Source organism: Paenibacillus sp. FSL R5-0345, assembly GCF_000758585.1.
Taxonomy (GTDB): domain Bacteria; phylum Bacillota; class Bacilli; order Paenibacillales; family Paenibacillaceae; genus Paenibacillus_AQ.
In genome coordinates, this window is the sequence record NZ_CP009281.1 from 3,957,114 (window position 1) to 3,971,044 (window position 13,931).

10 protein-coding genes are annotated in these 13,931 nt (G+C 42.6%); 1 reads left to right on the plus strand and 9 read right to left on the minus strand.

Annotation, left to right across the window (positions count from 1 at the left end):
* Positions 1-155: 155 nt before the first annotated feature.
* Both R50345_RS17470 and R50345_RS17475 read right to left on the minus strand, forming a co-directional pair.
* On the minus strand, positions 156-1,937 hold the full coding sequence (locus R50345_RS17470; RefSeq protein WP_042128631.1) for a methyl-accepting chemotaxis protein: 1,782 nt from the start codon (positions 1,935-1,937) through the stop codon (positions 156-158).
* 162 nt (positions 1,938-2,099) lie between these two features.
* The gene (locus R50345_RS17475) at positions 2,100-4,211 is read right to left on the minus strand and encodes a glycoside hydrolase family 52 protein (protein WP_042132261.1); all 2,112 of its coding nucleotides are present in this window, start codon (positions 4,209-4,211) and stop codon (positions 2,100-2,102) included.
* A gap of 173 nt (positions 4,212-4,384) precedes the next feature.
* Here R50345_RS17475 and R50345_RS17480 point away from each other — a divergent pair, with 173 nt between their 5' ends.
* A complete protein-coding gene (locus R50345_RS17480) occupies positions 4,385-5,299 on the plus strand; it encodes an AraC family transcriptional regulator (RefSeq protein WP_042128633.1) in 915 nt (304 codons plus the stop codon).
* Between the two features lie 100 nt (positions 5,300-5,399).
* Here the strand turns inward: R50345_RS17480 and R50345_RS17485 are convergent, their stop codons facing one another.
* From R50345_RS17485 to R50345_RS17515, 7 genes are all read right to left on the minus strand, one after another.
* Complete coding sequence (locus R50345_RS17485) at positions 5,400-6,230, minus strand: carbohydrate ABC transporter permease (RefSeq protein WP_042132262.1); 831 nt, start codon at positions 6,228-6,230, stop codon at positions 5,400-5,402.
* Positions 6,231-6,237: 7 nt separating this feature from the next.
* Positions 6,238-7,176 (minus strand): carbohydrate ABC transporter permease, encoded by a 939-nt coding sequence (locus R50345_RS17490; RefSeq protein WP_042128635.1) that lies wholly within the window; start codon positions 7,174-7,176, stop codon positions 6,238-6,240.
* A gap of 81 nt (positions 7,177-7,257) precedes the next feature.
* Positions 7,258-8,607, minus strand: a complete 1,350-nt coding sequence (locus R50345_RS17495; RefSeq protein WP_042128637.1) for an ABC transporter substrate-binding protein — start codon at positions 8,605-8,607, stop codon at positions 7,258-7,260.
* A 217-nt stretch (positions 8,608-8,824) separates the two neighbouring features.
* Positions 8,825-10,606: a cache domain-containing sensor histidine kinase gene (locus R50345_RS17500; RefSeq protein ID WP_042128639.1), complete on the minus strand. Its 1,782-nt coding sequence runs from the start codon at positions 10,604-10,606 to the stop codon at positions 8,825-8,827.
* Positions 10,607-10,638: 32 nt separating this feature from the next.
* Complete coding sequence (locus R50345_RS17505; protein ID WP_042128641.1) at positions 10,639-12,240, minus strand: response regulator; 1,602 nt, start codon at positions 12,238-12,240, stop codon at positions 10,639-10,641.
* 301 nt (positions 12,241-12,541) lie between these two features.
* Complete coding sequence (locus R50345_RS17510; RefSeq protein WP_042128643.1) at positions 12,542-13,174, minus strand: DUF4515 domain-containing protein; 633 nt, start codon at positions 13,172-13,174, stop codon at positions 12,542-12,544.
* A gap of 188 nt (positions 13,175-13,362) precedes the next feature.
* Entirely contained in the window at positions 13,363-13,920 is a 558-nt protein-coding gene (locus R50345_RS17515) for a DEAD/DEAH box helicase family protein (RefSeq protein WP_042128644.1), read from the minus strand.
* Positions 13,921-13,931 lie beyond the last annotated feature (11 nt).

A 13,931-nucleotide genomic window follows, 5' to 3' on the forward strand; every position in this document is an offset into this window, starting at 1 on the left:
GCAAGCCTGTATACGCTCCGCGTCAATGAACTGTAAAAGCTATATTAACTTCCAAATAGAATCAGAAGGTGTACGTCAAAACAGCAAAAAAAGAGGGGGAGTCCCCTCTTTTAGTAATTTGCATATTCTGTTACTGCAACTTTATGTATGAATATCTATTCCAATTTAAACTGATTTACTAAAACACGCATCTCATTCGAACCCTCTTGCAGCTTGCCAGCAGATGCGGCAATTTCCTCCATAGAAGCAAGCTGCTCTTCGACGGCAGCAGATACAGTCTGTGCAGCGGAAGCTGAGTGCAATGAAACCTGTTCGACCTCCATCACCGAAGCAGATATTTGTTCAGAACCAGTGTACATCAGCTGTGCAGCGGTCGAGGATTGTTCCACCTGATCAACGATGGTCCGGGTGGCCTGCAAAATGCGTTCAAATGCTTTACCCGTATCATCAATCGCTTGAACCCCTGCTGCGACTTCATTTTGCCCCTTACTCATCGAATGATGGGCATGGCCAATACTCGCAATAATTTCTTCTACCATAACTGAAACCCGCTCGGCTGCTTCACTTGTTTGTCCTGCCAGCTTACGGACTTCACTAGCTACCACTGCAAATCCTCTGCCTTGTTCCCCTGATCGGGCAGCTTCAATTGCCGCATTAAGCGCTAATAAGTTCGTTTGCTCAGATATTCCTTTAATGGTGCTAACGATAGAACCGATTTGTTGTGACTGCTCATTTAGACTAGTAACAGTGATCCCTAAATCATCAACAGTGTTACTTACAGCGTTCATTTGTGCGGAAGAGTTAATGATTAGGTTGTTTCCTCTATCCGCCTCTTCCAGTGTTTGCATGGACAGCTGATAGGCATGGGTAGAAGCTTCAGCTACTCGATGAATCTCTTTTACCATCTCCTCCATCGACTGAGAAGTCTCTTGTGTTGAAACAGCTTGTTTCTCACTATTATTCGCCACTTCAGTCATTGAGGATGAAGTCTGAACAAGTGCTGCATGGGTTTCACCTAACGTCAAAGACAACTGTTTGGAGGAAGAAGCTAATAACTCCGAACTTACGGTTAGATTCCCGACTAATTGCCGAATATTTCCTGATAACTGATTGAAGCTGGTTCCCAGTTGTCCGATCTCATCCCGATTGCGCACAGTCAATGCTTTACCACTTAGATCCCCTTGAGCGATTCGTTCAGCTTCACGGGCTATGCGGACAATTGGCTTAGAAATATGTTGCGCAAAGATAAGAATGACCGCTATCCCAAGAACTAGACATAGGATTAATGTGATGATAATTCCCTTGAGTATGTTCTGTTGTCCGATGTTATAGTCTTGCATATAAGAACCTGCCGCAACCACCCAACCCCAAGAGGGTGAGAGCTTGGCATATGATATTTTCAGCGCTTCGCCATCCTCATGCTTGGACGAATCGTCCGGCTTAGGTAAGGGCCATTTGTAGTATGTAGCCCCGCCGCCGTTCTGTGCAGCTTTAATCAAATCTTGTATGTAAAAGAAGCCGTTAGAGGTTTGTTTGTCCCAAATATTATCTCCCTCTAGTCTGGGATGAGCAAGTAATTCTCCTTTCTGATCTAAGATGAAAAAGTAACCATTAGGCCCCAAATCGATGGCTGGATTAATCGGGCGTGTCCCATCTTCAATTTTGGATCCAAGTAGTAAAGTTCTTACCTGCTCCTGTGCTTCCAGTTCTGACAACATCCCTGCTTGAACCGAGCTTTCCAAATTCTCAATCATAGCAACTGCTAGATTTACACTGGAACTTAGTTTACTCTCAATAAGCTGATTCGTTTCTTTCATAGAGATCTGATAGGCAACCACTCCTAATATTCCGATAGGAAGAATTAGTAAGGTCAGTGACATCAACAGCAGTTTCTTCCGAATCGTCAGTCGCAACCCTTTTTCTGCAGATTTTAGCATCTGTTCCTCCATATCCCAATAATATAAATTACAAATTAATACTATAGTACTAGTTTTGGGAATATAAATCAAAAAAAGATATTCGTGTTTTTACATAAAAAAGCAAACGTCCCCTGCATCGAAGGTCCGTTTGCTTTTTATTTCTATATAAAACTGTCTTCCTTATTTCTCATCCAGCCACAAAATCGCCGTTACTCCACGTGGATAATATTTACTGCCCGTAATTTCACCGGAAATAATCTGATCACTCCAGCTGAAGATCGATAACTCTGGATGGGTAAGCCAAGCCACGTGTGCGCGATCTGCTGCCGCTCCGCGTTCATCCCATTTCAGCTCCAAAATGTTGCGGGCGATGAACTGCGAGAGATAGATTTTGCTAAGCCAGCTGTTGTTGCTAGTGGAGGAGATTTTCCAACCACCATCCTCAAATAAGCAAACTCCCGGCTTCAACACCGCCTGTAAGTGCTTATCAAGCGCACCAATATATGCGGCGAACCGTCCATTGCGATCAAGCGCTTCCTTACAACCCGTATAGTAAGGGAATACAAGGCCTTCTATAGCCGGAATGATTTTGGAGTCATTCCCCTCTCCTATGACAGCCGGAATATATCCGTCTGCTGTAACACTTTCCACCATCGTTGCAGCGCATTTCTCTGCTTGAATCCCTGCTGTTGTGGACAACTCCGCACGCCCATACGCTGCAAATATTTTCTCCATGGCCAAGTAAGAGGCCCAGCATTTTCCTGCTAAATAAATATTATTGCGAGCCTGACCTAAGGAGACATCCAGACTGTCATACGTAGTAATCTCTGCGCCACCCATCGTACGAGAACTATCAAGCCCCATAACGCCATTTCTTTGTTCAGGATCTGGATGATCCCGATGTAACATACTATCCAGACACTTCTCCAGGATAGTCAGATTGCGTTCCATCCAGCTCCGGTCGCCAGTATGCTCCAGATAAGTTGCCGCACTCAGCACCCAGTTTACCAATTGTTCATGTGTCATATGTGAGAAGCAACCATCAATGCCATATAACTCATAAGCGGAATAGCCCGGACGTGAAACTACGTTAGCCACACCCATATCATGCGTGAAGCTGATTCCGCCCGGATACACTGTATCATCCCCAGGGAAACGCACCGTATCTTCATAGCTGAATCTTTCCACGAACATATCCAGCTCATTACGTACAGTCCAAGGATTCAGACGCAGCTCGTAGAATAACTGATCGACGGTAAGATCAAAGGTATTCATCATCCGGTATTCGCCTTCGTTGACGATCCAAAATGGCTTATTCTTATAATCCAGCAGTTGCGTGGAACCATAATAACTGCGAATTGCATGCGCTAGCATAAAGGTTTGATCTTCGGATAGATTTGCATGATTAAACATCTCGTTAGCTTTCTCCGCTTCTTGTTTAAGAACATCGAATTTAGCTAATGCATATTCGGCCACTGCCTCAACATTGTTGAAATAGCGATTATAGTAATAAGTAGCATCCATACCAGAGGTAACATAACCCGAACGGTGAAAACAAATTGCAAACCGGTATGTTTCTTTTACTCCGGCTGGAACATCCATGATCAAAGCACCCACGCGCCCCAGACCAAAGGTCCAATTCTCCTGTAGCGCCTCACTTAGAATATCCTCCATCGTGAAATGAAGTGCGGACTTTGTAGTTCCTTTCTCGGCTGCAATCGCAATAAATCTTCCTTGTCCAACGCCTGTAATTTCAGATGACACATCATCCAGTCTTCTCATTCCGCTATAAACATCTGTTCCCTGAAAACCAAAGAACGCGCGACGTGAGGTAGCTGATGAGGTGTTATCCACTTCGAGCTCAACCAGTACTGCCGGCAGCAACACTTCCTTCATTTCTTCCACAGACGCAGTTTCAGGATCCGGTACTGATCGAACTGGCGAGAGAATTCGGAAGGTCAGATCCCCCGCACTCCAGCTGTCAGTGGCTACTCGGAAATCTCGAGAAATCTCATTCTCTTGAAAAGGGAACAGAATATTCTCCTTATCTGGATTAGGGTCTGGATTCTCGATGTCATACCGTTTGCTCTCGTCATCTCCGCCAATCTCATGAAATGGTAGTGTGTCATACCCTTTCCCATCCGTGCGTTCTAATCCTATGAATATATTCTGTCTAGGAGGTTTGGCCATCTCCAAATCGAAACCACCACTAGCTCCTTTAAATCCTAAAGTAAAACTCGCAAATGCACCGATCGGTGAATGATGAGCATTAAAAAATTTATTATGTGACATAAAAAAATGCACTCCCTCCAACATGATCCCGGATACCTCCGGGCTATATTTCCATGTTATCGATATTTCTAGAAGTGCAACAGGGTTAAAGCCTTCTATTATTTGGGCAAATCAAACATCGCTAACAACCTATGATATAATTAAGCCAAATTATATTGTAAAAGAGGATTGAAATGATTTCGAATGATCCCGCCTTCCATAATTCTATTGACGGTCAGATGTCACCAGACATTCAAGCAGCCTTCCATATCTTCGCCGCGCATTGGAGAAAAGTAAATTCGGATTGGCAATATCCTGTACACACTCATCCGATGTTTGAGATTAATATTGTCCTTCAAGGTGAGCAGCAGATGACGGTCGGCAATAAGTCTTTTGTCCAACAAAGCGGCGATATTTTATTCATTCGTCCCGGTGTTGAGCATAGTAGTATGGGCTCAAATGCTGACTGTGACATGACTTATTACTGCCTGCATTTTGATATCGATGATCTGATTTTGCGGCGTGCCTTACTAACAGCAGATGCTGTTAGTCTCAGCGGGAACACCCCCGAACTGCTGGCCATACGTTCCGCTCTAGATGTAATCATTAACTCTTCCATCTTGTCAGAGTCTAAAGACACACATAGAAATCGCTTGATCACACTCCATGCTTCACTGCAGCTTCTGACCGCGCTCAGCGGTTGGGTGCTTTCGGAAATGCCTCTCCCAGCAGATACAGAAGCTACAGAAAATACAGTTGCCCTAGCTAACGCTATTGAAGGACTATTGCAGGAATCCGTCTCCACCGCTGACAGCACAGGCGAAAGAGGTGGCGGTATTGAGAATATTGCAGCAAAGCTTGGATACAGTACAACGCATTGCAATCGTGCTTTTCACCAAATCTATGGGATGTCACCAAGGCAATATTTATCCCGCTTAATCATTCGACACGCCAAACTGCTGCTGATGGATAATAGTCTGTCTGTCGAATCTATCGCACACCGACTGGGGTACCGGGATGTTTCCCATTTCAGTAAGCAATTCAAACGTTGGACAGGTCTTCCACCCATGGGATACCGCCGGTTAACAGAAAATCCGAGCACGCATTAAGATCTTTACAGAAACAAAAAAAGGATGTATCCCGCAGCCCACCAATTGGTTACAGGATATATCCTTTTTAAACGAATTTCATTTCTACCTCTATACGCCCTTAACCTTTCGTCGCACCTGATGCAATCCCCTTCACAAAATACTTCTGCAAGGCGATAAACACAATCAACACAGGTACAACCGACATCGCTGTTCCCGCAAAAATCATATCCCAACGTGAAGAGAATTCTCCGATATAACGGTAAATTTCAACAACCATAGTCTTAGCCTGTCCAGAGGGTAATACCAGCATCGGCATCAAGAAATCATTCCAGATTCCAAGCCCATTTAGAACAACCATACTTGCCGTAACAGGCCCTAATAAAGGAAAAACTATTCGCCAGAATATCCCGTAACGCGAGCAGCCATCAATCTCTGCCGCCTCTTCAATTTCTCTAGGGATTCCTTTGACAAAACTGGTATACAGCAGACATCCGAAACCTACCGCACCGGCTACATAAATAAGAATAGGTCCCGCAAGGCTACCGTACAATCCTAGCATTCTAAGCTCCTTGAACAAAGGAATCATGTACGCTTGAAAAGGAATCATCATTCCGGCCAAAAAGTATACGAACATGAAGCGGGTCCATCTAACATTTCTACGCTCAATCGCATACCCTGCCATTGGAATTATCAAGACCTGCGCAGCGATGGATACTGCCGTTAGAATCAGACTGTTTAGAATAGCCCTTGGAAACTCAGTTTCAGTTAACAGGTACTTAAAACTCTCCAAATAAAGGGTTTTAGGAAAAGCAATGGCATCCTTCATGATCTCTGCATTGCTCTTGAAGGCTGACATCAAATTAAAGAAAATAGGAAAGAAAAATAGAATAGCCACTAATAATGTAACTATAAAAAGTGCGATTTGCCCAACTCTTCTGCGTGTCTGCATCGTCATTTTAGAGCTGCACCTCCCGCTTCTGGAGCACCTTCACTTGGAAGACTGTAATAATCAGTATGATTAAGAACAGAACCATCGCCAGCGCAGTACCAAAGCCTTGTCTTAATTCACCAAACCCAACTTTATAAATGATATACGTTAAAGTCTCCGTCTCAAAGCCCGGGCCACCATCGGTCATAACCGCAATTTGATCAAAAATCTTCAGAGCGCTGATCATAGAAAGCACCATACACACTGTCATCGACCCTGCAAGCAGCGGGAAGGTGATATGCCGGAACTGCTGCCACCCCCCTGCTCCATCAATGCTGGCTGCTTCATTCAATTCCTGCGGAATCCCCTGCAATCCAGCGAGATAAATGATCATATAATAGCCCGCACCTTTCCAAACAGTAGACAATATAATCGACAGCATCGCATATTTAGGATTGCCCAGCCAGTCCACAATCCAGCTTCCAAGTCCAACAGACTCTAGGATCTGATTGAATACACCAAAGTTGTAATTCAAGATCATCGCCCACACAAAACCCATTACAATCCCACTAAGCAGTGTAGGGAAATAAAATACACTTCTGAATAAATTCCGGAACCAGCGTACCTTATCAACCATCATAGCCATTGCAATAGCAGCAATATTCTCTAGTACAACAAGTGAAATGGTCAGGATCATCGTATTTTTCAACGCATTATGCACCCTAGGACTATTCCATATTTCCACAAAGTTAGCAAAGCCGATATATCTCACGTCATCGCTGATGCCATCCCATGAGGTAAAGCTTAAATAAACACTCCCTACCGTAGGGACGATAACGAACAAGGTATATAGAATAAATGATGGCAGTATGAACAGTAGTGCATAAGACTGCCATTTCTTCTTTTTCTTTTTCTGCTGCACAGTGGCTATCAATGACTTGTCAGTATTAACTGCGGATGTAGCCATAGCTGCTCTCCCTCCCCTGAGACAGGCTTGTTAAAAAGAGAACCTCTACAGCAGCAGAGGTCGCTCTAACAGGCGCTGCTCTTACATCTGATTAGCCTTCACTTGGTTGTCATATTCTTTATCAGCATCTTGCATATATTTGGTTACGTCTCCATCTTTCACAACAAGATCCTGCAGCAGTTTGTAATACCAGTTACGGAACTGTGGAGGAATCAAGTTATCACCCCACCAGTTGTTGATTGCTAAGGATTTTACTACATTCATGTCAGCAATAAGATCCAATGCCACTTGCATTTGTTCGCTAGTATCATAAGTTACTTTTTCTTTAGTAGAAGGAATTGCATTTATCGTCGCTAAATAATTCGAATATTGTTCTGGGGCGAAGAAGAAACGGATAAAATCTTTGATGGCTTCTGTTTTGTCTGCGTCTTTAACGGCTTCAGTGGATAAGGACCAGCCTGCTGGAGACGGAAGACCAATCACATTGGTTTTCCCTTCACGGTCAGGAAGACCATAGAATCCAAATTCAAAGTTCGGGTCTGCTTCTGCAATTTGTGTAAACATCCACGTACCGGAGTACAATTGTGCTGCTTTCCCGGAAACAAGAATCGAAGCAGTTTGATTGTCGCCCGTGCTCAGCCAGCCTTTATCTACATAATTCTTAAATAGCTCTTTGAAATCAGTAATCCCTTGAACAACATTAGCATCTGTGAAGCTGACAGTTTTTGCTGTACGCTTGGAGTTCCAATCCGGATCTTTCGAGTAGACATCATCGATCAGGAATTTATTCACCCAGAAGCCCATATGGAAAATATCTTTTCCGCCTACTACAATCGGAGTAATACCCGAAGTTTTTAACTTCTCTTGAATGGCTATGAATTCATCATAGGTTTTAGGAAGCTCGGTAATCCCTGCATCCGCATATGCTTTTTTGCTGTAAATAATTCCTTGTGGTGCGTTGACCTGCAGTGGTGCATTCCACACTTTTCCATCCACTTGAGGTGGGGCTTCGAACAAATCTAGTAGATCGGAAGGCAGCTCTACAATTTTACCTGCATCAGCAAAGACTTCTGTATCACGCATTTCCACCAAATCCGGGAATTCTCCCACTGCATCTTTGGTTTTGAGCCAGTCAAGATAGGCTGCCGAGGAGGTTTCACTCAAATCTTTGATGGTAACGTTAGGATTTGCTTCTGTAAACTTTTTGACCGTATCTGCGATAGCTTTTTTGGTTGCCGGATCACCGGATGCGTAGCCTATCGTAAAGGCAACCTCCTTCTTCGTCTCCTGCGGTGCATTTGCAGGTGCTTCGGATGCCGGTGTATTGCCTGCATTATTGCTGGCACTGTTATTATTGCTGCCGCAAGCAGTCAAAGCTGTCGTTGTGGCAAGCAGCAATACGGATAATTTCATCATTGTTTTTGTATACATCAGTTAGTAGCCTCCCCTTTTGTGTTTCACTGTGGAAACTGAAGCAAGATGTGCGCATCATCTCTCGAAAGCGTTTCCGTTGGTATTAGAATAGCATTCATTATTGATGGGTTGAATGAACTTTTTTAAGCGCGATATGCGGTGAATTTAAGATGTGTTCAAGTAATATTCCAAAAAAAGAACGAAAGACCTCAGTCTTCCGCTCATCTCCTATCCTTTATATTCCTTCACCATCTGCGACTATAAACGGCTTCTCTACAATTGGAAACGACAAAAGAATCGATGTCCCAATATGCTCCCGACTGCTGATGGACAATCCGTACTCTTTACCATACACTGTACGAATCCGCTCATGAACATTTTTTAAGCCAACATTTTTGCTTGGCGAACTAGGTTCTTCTAGATTTTCAGATAGCTGTTGAACCTTTTCCTTGCTCATTCCAATTCCATCATCATAGATCGTAACTAGCAACTTATCCTCTCGCTTCTCGATGGTTAACCCGACTGTACCTCTTCCTTGACTACGTAGTCCATGCTGAATAGCATTTTCAACAATCGGCTGAAGAGACAATTTCAGAATGTACCCATTCAAATTCACTTCCGGCGAGACGTCCACGACAAGCTCAAACTTATTCTCATACCGTACAGAAATGATATAGAAATAATCCCGCAGATGATCCAATTCCTCTCGGATGCTTACTTTATCCTCCCCATAATCAATCACATATTTCAACTGGTTGGAGAGCGATAGAATCATATCAGCAACCTCGTCATTATCTTTATCCACTGCATTCATTCGAATAACTTCCAGGGTGTTGTATAAATAATGCGGACGAATCTGGCTCTTCAAAGCATTCAGCTCCGTTTGCTTCTGCTTGATCTGGGCCACATAAGCTTCATCTATATAGGCCTGTAAACGCTCAACCATTCGGTTAAAGCCATGGCTAAGTCTACCCATTTCATCATTACTGCTCACTACCATCTGAGTATCGAGATTACCGGATTCTACGATAGCCATTTGCTTAATCAAGTTTCGAATCGGGGCAGCCAATCGTCTAGAAAACCAGACTCCCATAAGGATCATTACCATCGCACAAATAAACATCGCAATAAACACGGTCGTACGGGCTGAAAAAAGCTGATCGAATAAATTCGCGCGATGAATTCTTGCAGTCACCTTACCGTTAAGAAAAGGAATATCTTCGCTAAGAACAATCATTTCCTCTTCTTTCCGAGCATGTAGACCCTCAACGTTCGCTGCTGCGCTCTCATTCGCAAAATATATTTTCCCCTCACCATCTTGAAGAAACAGATCATCCTGTTCTCCGAGATTCAGCTCCCTAAAAAACTGGTTGAATAGTGATGCATCTACGTCCATAAACAGGGTCCCTACGACTTTTGGCTCCTTAGCAACACGCCCAGAAATATCAATCAATGTACGGCCAATCGTGAACACGCTACGTTTTGACCCTATGAAATATTCCTCGGAGTGAGTCGGCAAAATAGCCACATGAGATGGGTTCGGAGCCATTACCGTCAACCATTCTTTATAGGGCAGCAGATCGAAGTTAATCCCTTTGTTCTCTTTTTCCTGATAATAAAGCTTATCGTCTGACTCCCTGTGAAAATAAACACTAGTAATGAAAGAGTCGCTGTACAGAACCGTTTTTAGAAAAGATTCTATAGGGATCGTATTGATTTGTTCTAGCTCATTTACGTTATAGGTTTGGTTCTGCGAATAGCTCTCGATAAAGCCTTCATAACGCCCTGTATACATCAGTTTGGATATCTCATTGTACTGATTAAACGCCGAATTCAAGTTATAACTCATATATAACACCATTTGCTGCAAGTTACTTGTAGTATAACGCTCGACATACCCAGAGAAAGTCTGAACAGAGATATAGCTAAGCGCAAATAACGGAATCAGGCCGACTAGTAAAAATGAAGCGGAGAACTTAACAAATAGGCTTTTGGATCTTCGGCCCCAGATAAACATGAATGAAGGCATCTCCTTTGCTATCCATCTGACTATTGGCTTTTGAAGGATTGCTTATACTCTTGTGGCAGTTTGCCATATTTTTTCTTAAACATGTCGCTAAAATGCCGTGCATTGTTATATCCTACGCTGTCAGCAATCTCATAAACCATCATATCGCTTTGCAGCAACAGACGGAGGGCGTGATTCATTCGGACCTCAGTTACATAATTCTTAAAGTTCTGTCCGGTATGCTTTTTGAAGAAGCTGCTGAAATAATAGGAGTTCATAAACATCATCCCCGCCATAGACTCCAGCGTAATATTTTCCGGATAATGCTCATCAATATAAGTCTTCACCTGAGACAGTAGCTTCAGCTCCTTGTTACCCATACGGCTGCTGATTTGCTCAGACATTTTGGTTAGAAGAATTTGGAAATCTTCCACCACCTCTTGGAAGGTAGAATGACTCGCCATTCGTTCCAGAATAGGACAAGTATCCTGTACGAAAGGATCTGCCTCCACACCAAATTGCATAAGCTCCTGTTCAAGTTGGAGGATCGTATTATAAACGGTAGACACCGCTTGATTTCTATTCCCGTCAGCCATGATTCGAATCTTCTGAAGTAGGCGCCCGCTCTCATGTGCTATTTGCTCTCTGTTCTGAGACTTCAAGGCGATGATTAGAGCAGATTGTATTTCTTGCAAAGGCGTTACGATTAACGATTCCTTTTCACACTCATTCTTTTTATAAGGAATGACTTGATTTAGACCTGCGAAATATTTACAGTGTAGCGCTTTCAAAGCGTTGCGATATGAAATATCAGCTTCATCCATTCCGTCTACGATGTTGCCCACGCCGATGGAGACCTTCAATTTGAGAAAGTTATTAATCTTCCCGTGCAGATCCACAGCAAGTCTTTCCGGTTCCTCCGCGTGTTCATGCTGGAGTAAAATACAAAAACGTTCACCTTTACGAAACATATAACTGTTTTCTCTTTGCTCTACGGTTTCTTTAATAATGTTGGAGAGTGCAAAATCAATCAGCTTACGTTCACGTTCCTCCCATCTGGATGGCTGCCCTGAGGATTCATCCGTCTCTACAATACAAATACTAACGTAGCGGCTGAGCGCAATAATTCCCATATCTCGCAGGGTATCCGCTGTTCCCTTGTTCCCGTCCGTCAGCTTATCAAGCATTTCTTCGATGGTTAATCTGTGGTTTCTCTGTTCGTAATGGTTCAGCTTTTCTTTGTTGCGTTCACCTTCTGTCTCTTGACGAATAAGAGAAACAGCTTTAGTTACCACCTGCTCTAGCTGGTTCTTGTTCACTGGCTTCACCAAGTAATCCAGCGCACCATATTGCAATGCCTGCTGAGCGTATGTAAACTCCTGATAAGCGCTTATAAAAATAACCTTTACCGACCTGCCAGCTTCATGAATCTCGCGGATAATATCGATTCCTGTATAGCCAGGCATACTTATATCACTAATAATCAAGTCAGGATTATGTTCATCGATCTGTTGCTTCAGTTCAAGACCGTCGTTGGCTTCTCCAACTATTGTAGTTCCAAGATTCTCCCATGAAATCAGTTTTTTTAAGCCGCGTAATATCACCGGTTCATCATCGGCGAGCAGTACCCGAATTGTCTTCATTCTGCAGTCCTCCTACCCTAGAAAAATCATCTCACAGCAGTACAATAAACTTATTCTAATGATAACAGACAAACAATCTTTAGTGCATCACCATGGGAATGAACTTTCTTAAGGAGAAAGTGCAGTTATTTAAGATTCTTATTTAAAGAAATATTATACGGTGACGGTCGTAAACTATTATTCTTTTTAGTGTCTGTAGAAAATAAAGTGTTAGACTGCCCCAATATAAAAACCAGCGGCAGATTTGGACTTAAAAATAAAGCCCTAGACTGCCGCTGGTTTATTGAGCTCTCGTATCCTGTTAGCTTAATAAATCCAAAACTTTGTTTGCATATGTAATCCATTCTTTTTTATCAGTATTTATTTCTATGGTCGGGAGGATAGATAAACTAGATTGTTTACGTAATTCCGTTTGGGTTTGGATAAATTCATCAGCTGAATTTCTGATTTCTTCTACTGTTTTGTTCGTCCATTCGTGGGGTGTTCGACTTTGGATTCTTTGCTCTACGTTGCCAGAAGATACGGTTAGTAAAACACACTTTGCACCGAGGTTAAACAATTCATTTTCAAGCGATTCGATTTCATGTGAAAGCTCGGTGGGAAATGCTACTCTATGATTCAAATGAAATCTTTCCAATATAAAAAAAATACCTCTTGATGCCTGTGATGCATCTGGACCCAGATAAGCTGCCCATTCGTTTAATTGTCGTAACATGTTTACCCGTTCCTTCAGCAACTGAAGGTGTTCATCACGATTTAAACGTTGCAAACCTCCCTGAACATTGTTTAACACTTGAGAATAATATTCACTTAAAACTATGATACTGCGCTCAGATGATTCATTTTGTGCATGAACTTGCTTTAGGGCTTTTAAAACAGATGTTTTTCCAGCATGTGAAAAACCCTCTAGAATTACTCCTCTTATATGGCTCACTTAACACCCCGATCTTACAATTATTTGAAATCAATTATATCAAAGAGCACTGAACAAATGCTCGGAAAGTAGCCGAAACTTTCGAAAGAAACTACCACGCTAAACTGCCCGTTAGTTGAACAAATAAAAAACGGCTGCCGAAGCAACCGCTATTCCACTAACGTGTCCCGTTAGTTAAACAAGAATCGTTATAAAGCGAATCTATTTTTTATGATTTCAGCAACTTCACGAGCGTTGATTTTCGTATTGTTTATTCTCAAATAGTTTTCTTTTTTAATTTCTCCCTCTAACGAGTTCAATCGATGTTGCTCCATTGTCTGTTTTAGATCCTGTTCAGAGAATGTGATATCTCTCTTTGTCGGTTTATGTTCAAGTCTATGGGGAGTCTTGTTACGCTCTATTCTCTCCTCAAGATCGGCTTCAAGTTCAACAAAATAGACATCCGCACCTTGATCCTCAAATATTTTACAAATTTTATCGACATAATCCCAATCGCTCTGCAAATCGAATCCCCATACATATGTGAATATCATTCCATACAATTTACTGGCGGCGGTTGCTTCAAATATATCCTGACGGAATTTATCCGATAATCCCCACATTTCACTACTGAAACCAAAATAAGGAGCCAGCAATTCTATCGTCATATGGTTGTGGAACAATTTTAAATCAGATATCATTTCCAGTTCATGCCCCACTGTCATTTTACCTACTGCCTGCGGACCAAATACCAAAACAAATTTCATGATATCACCAC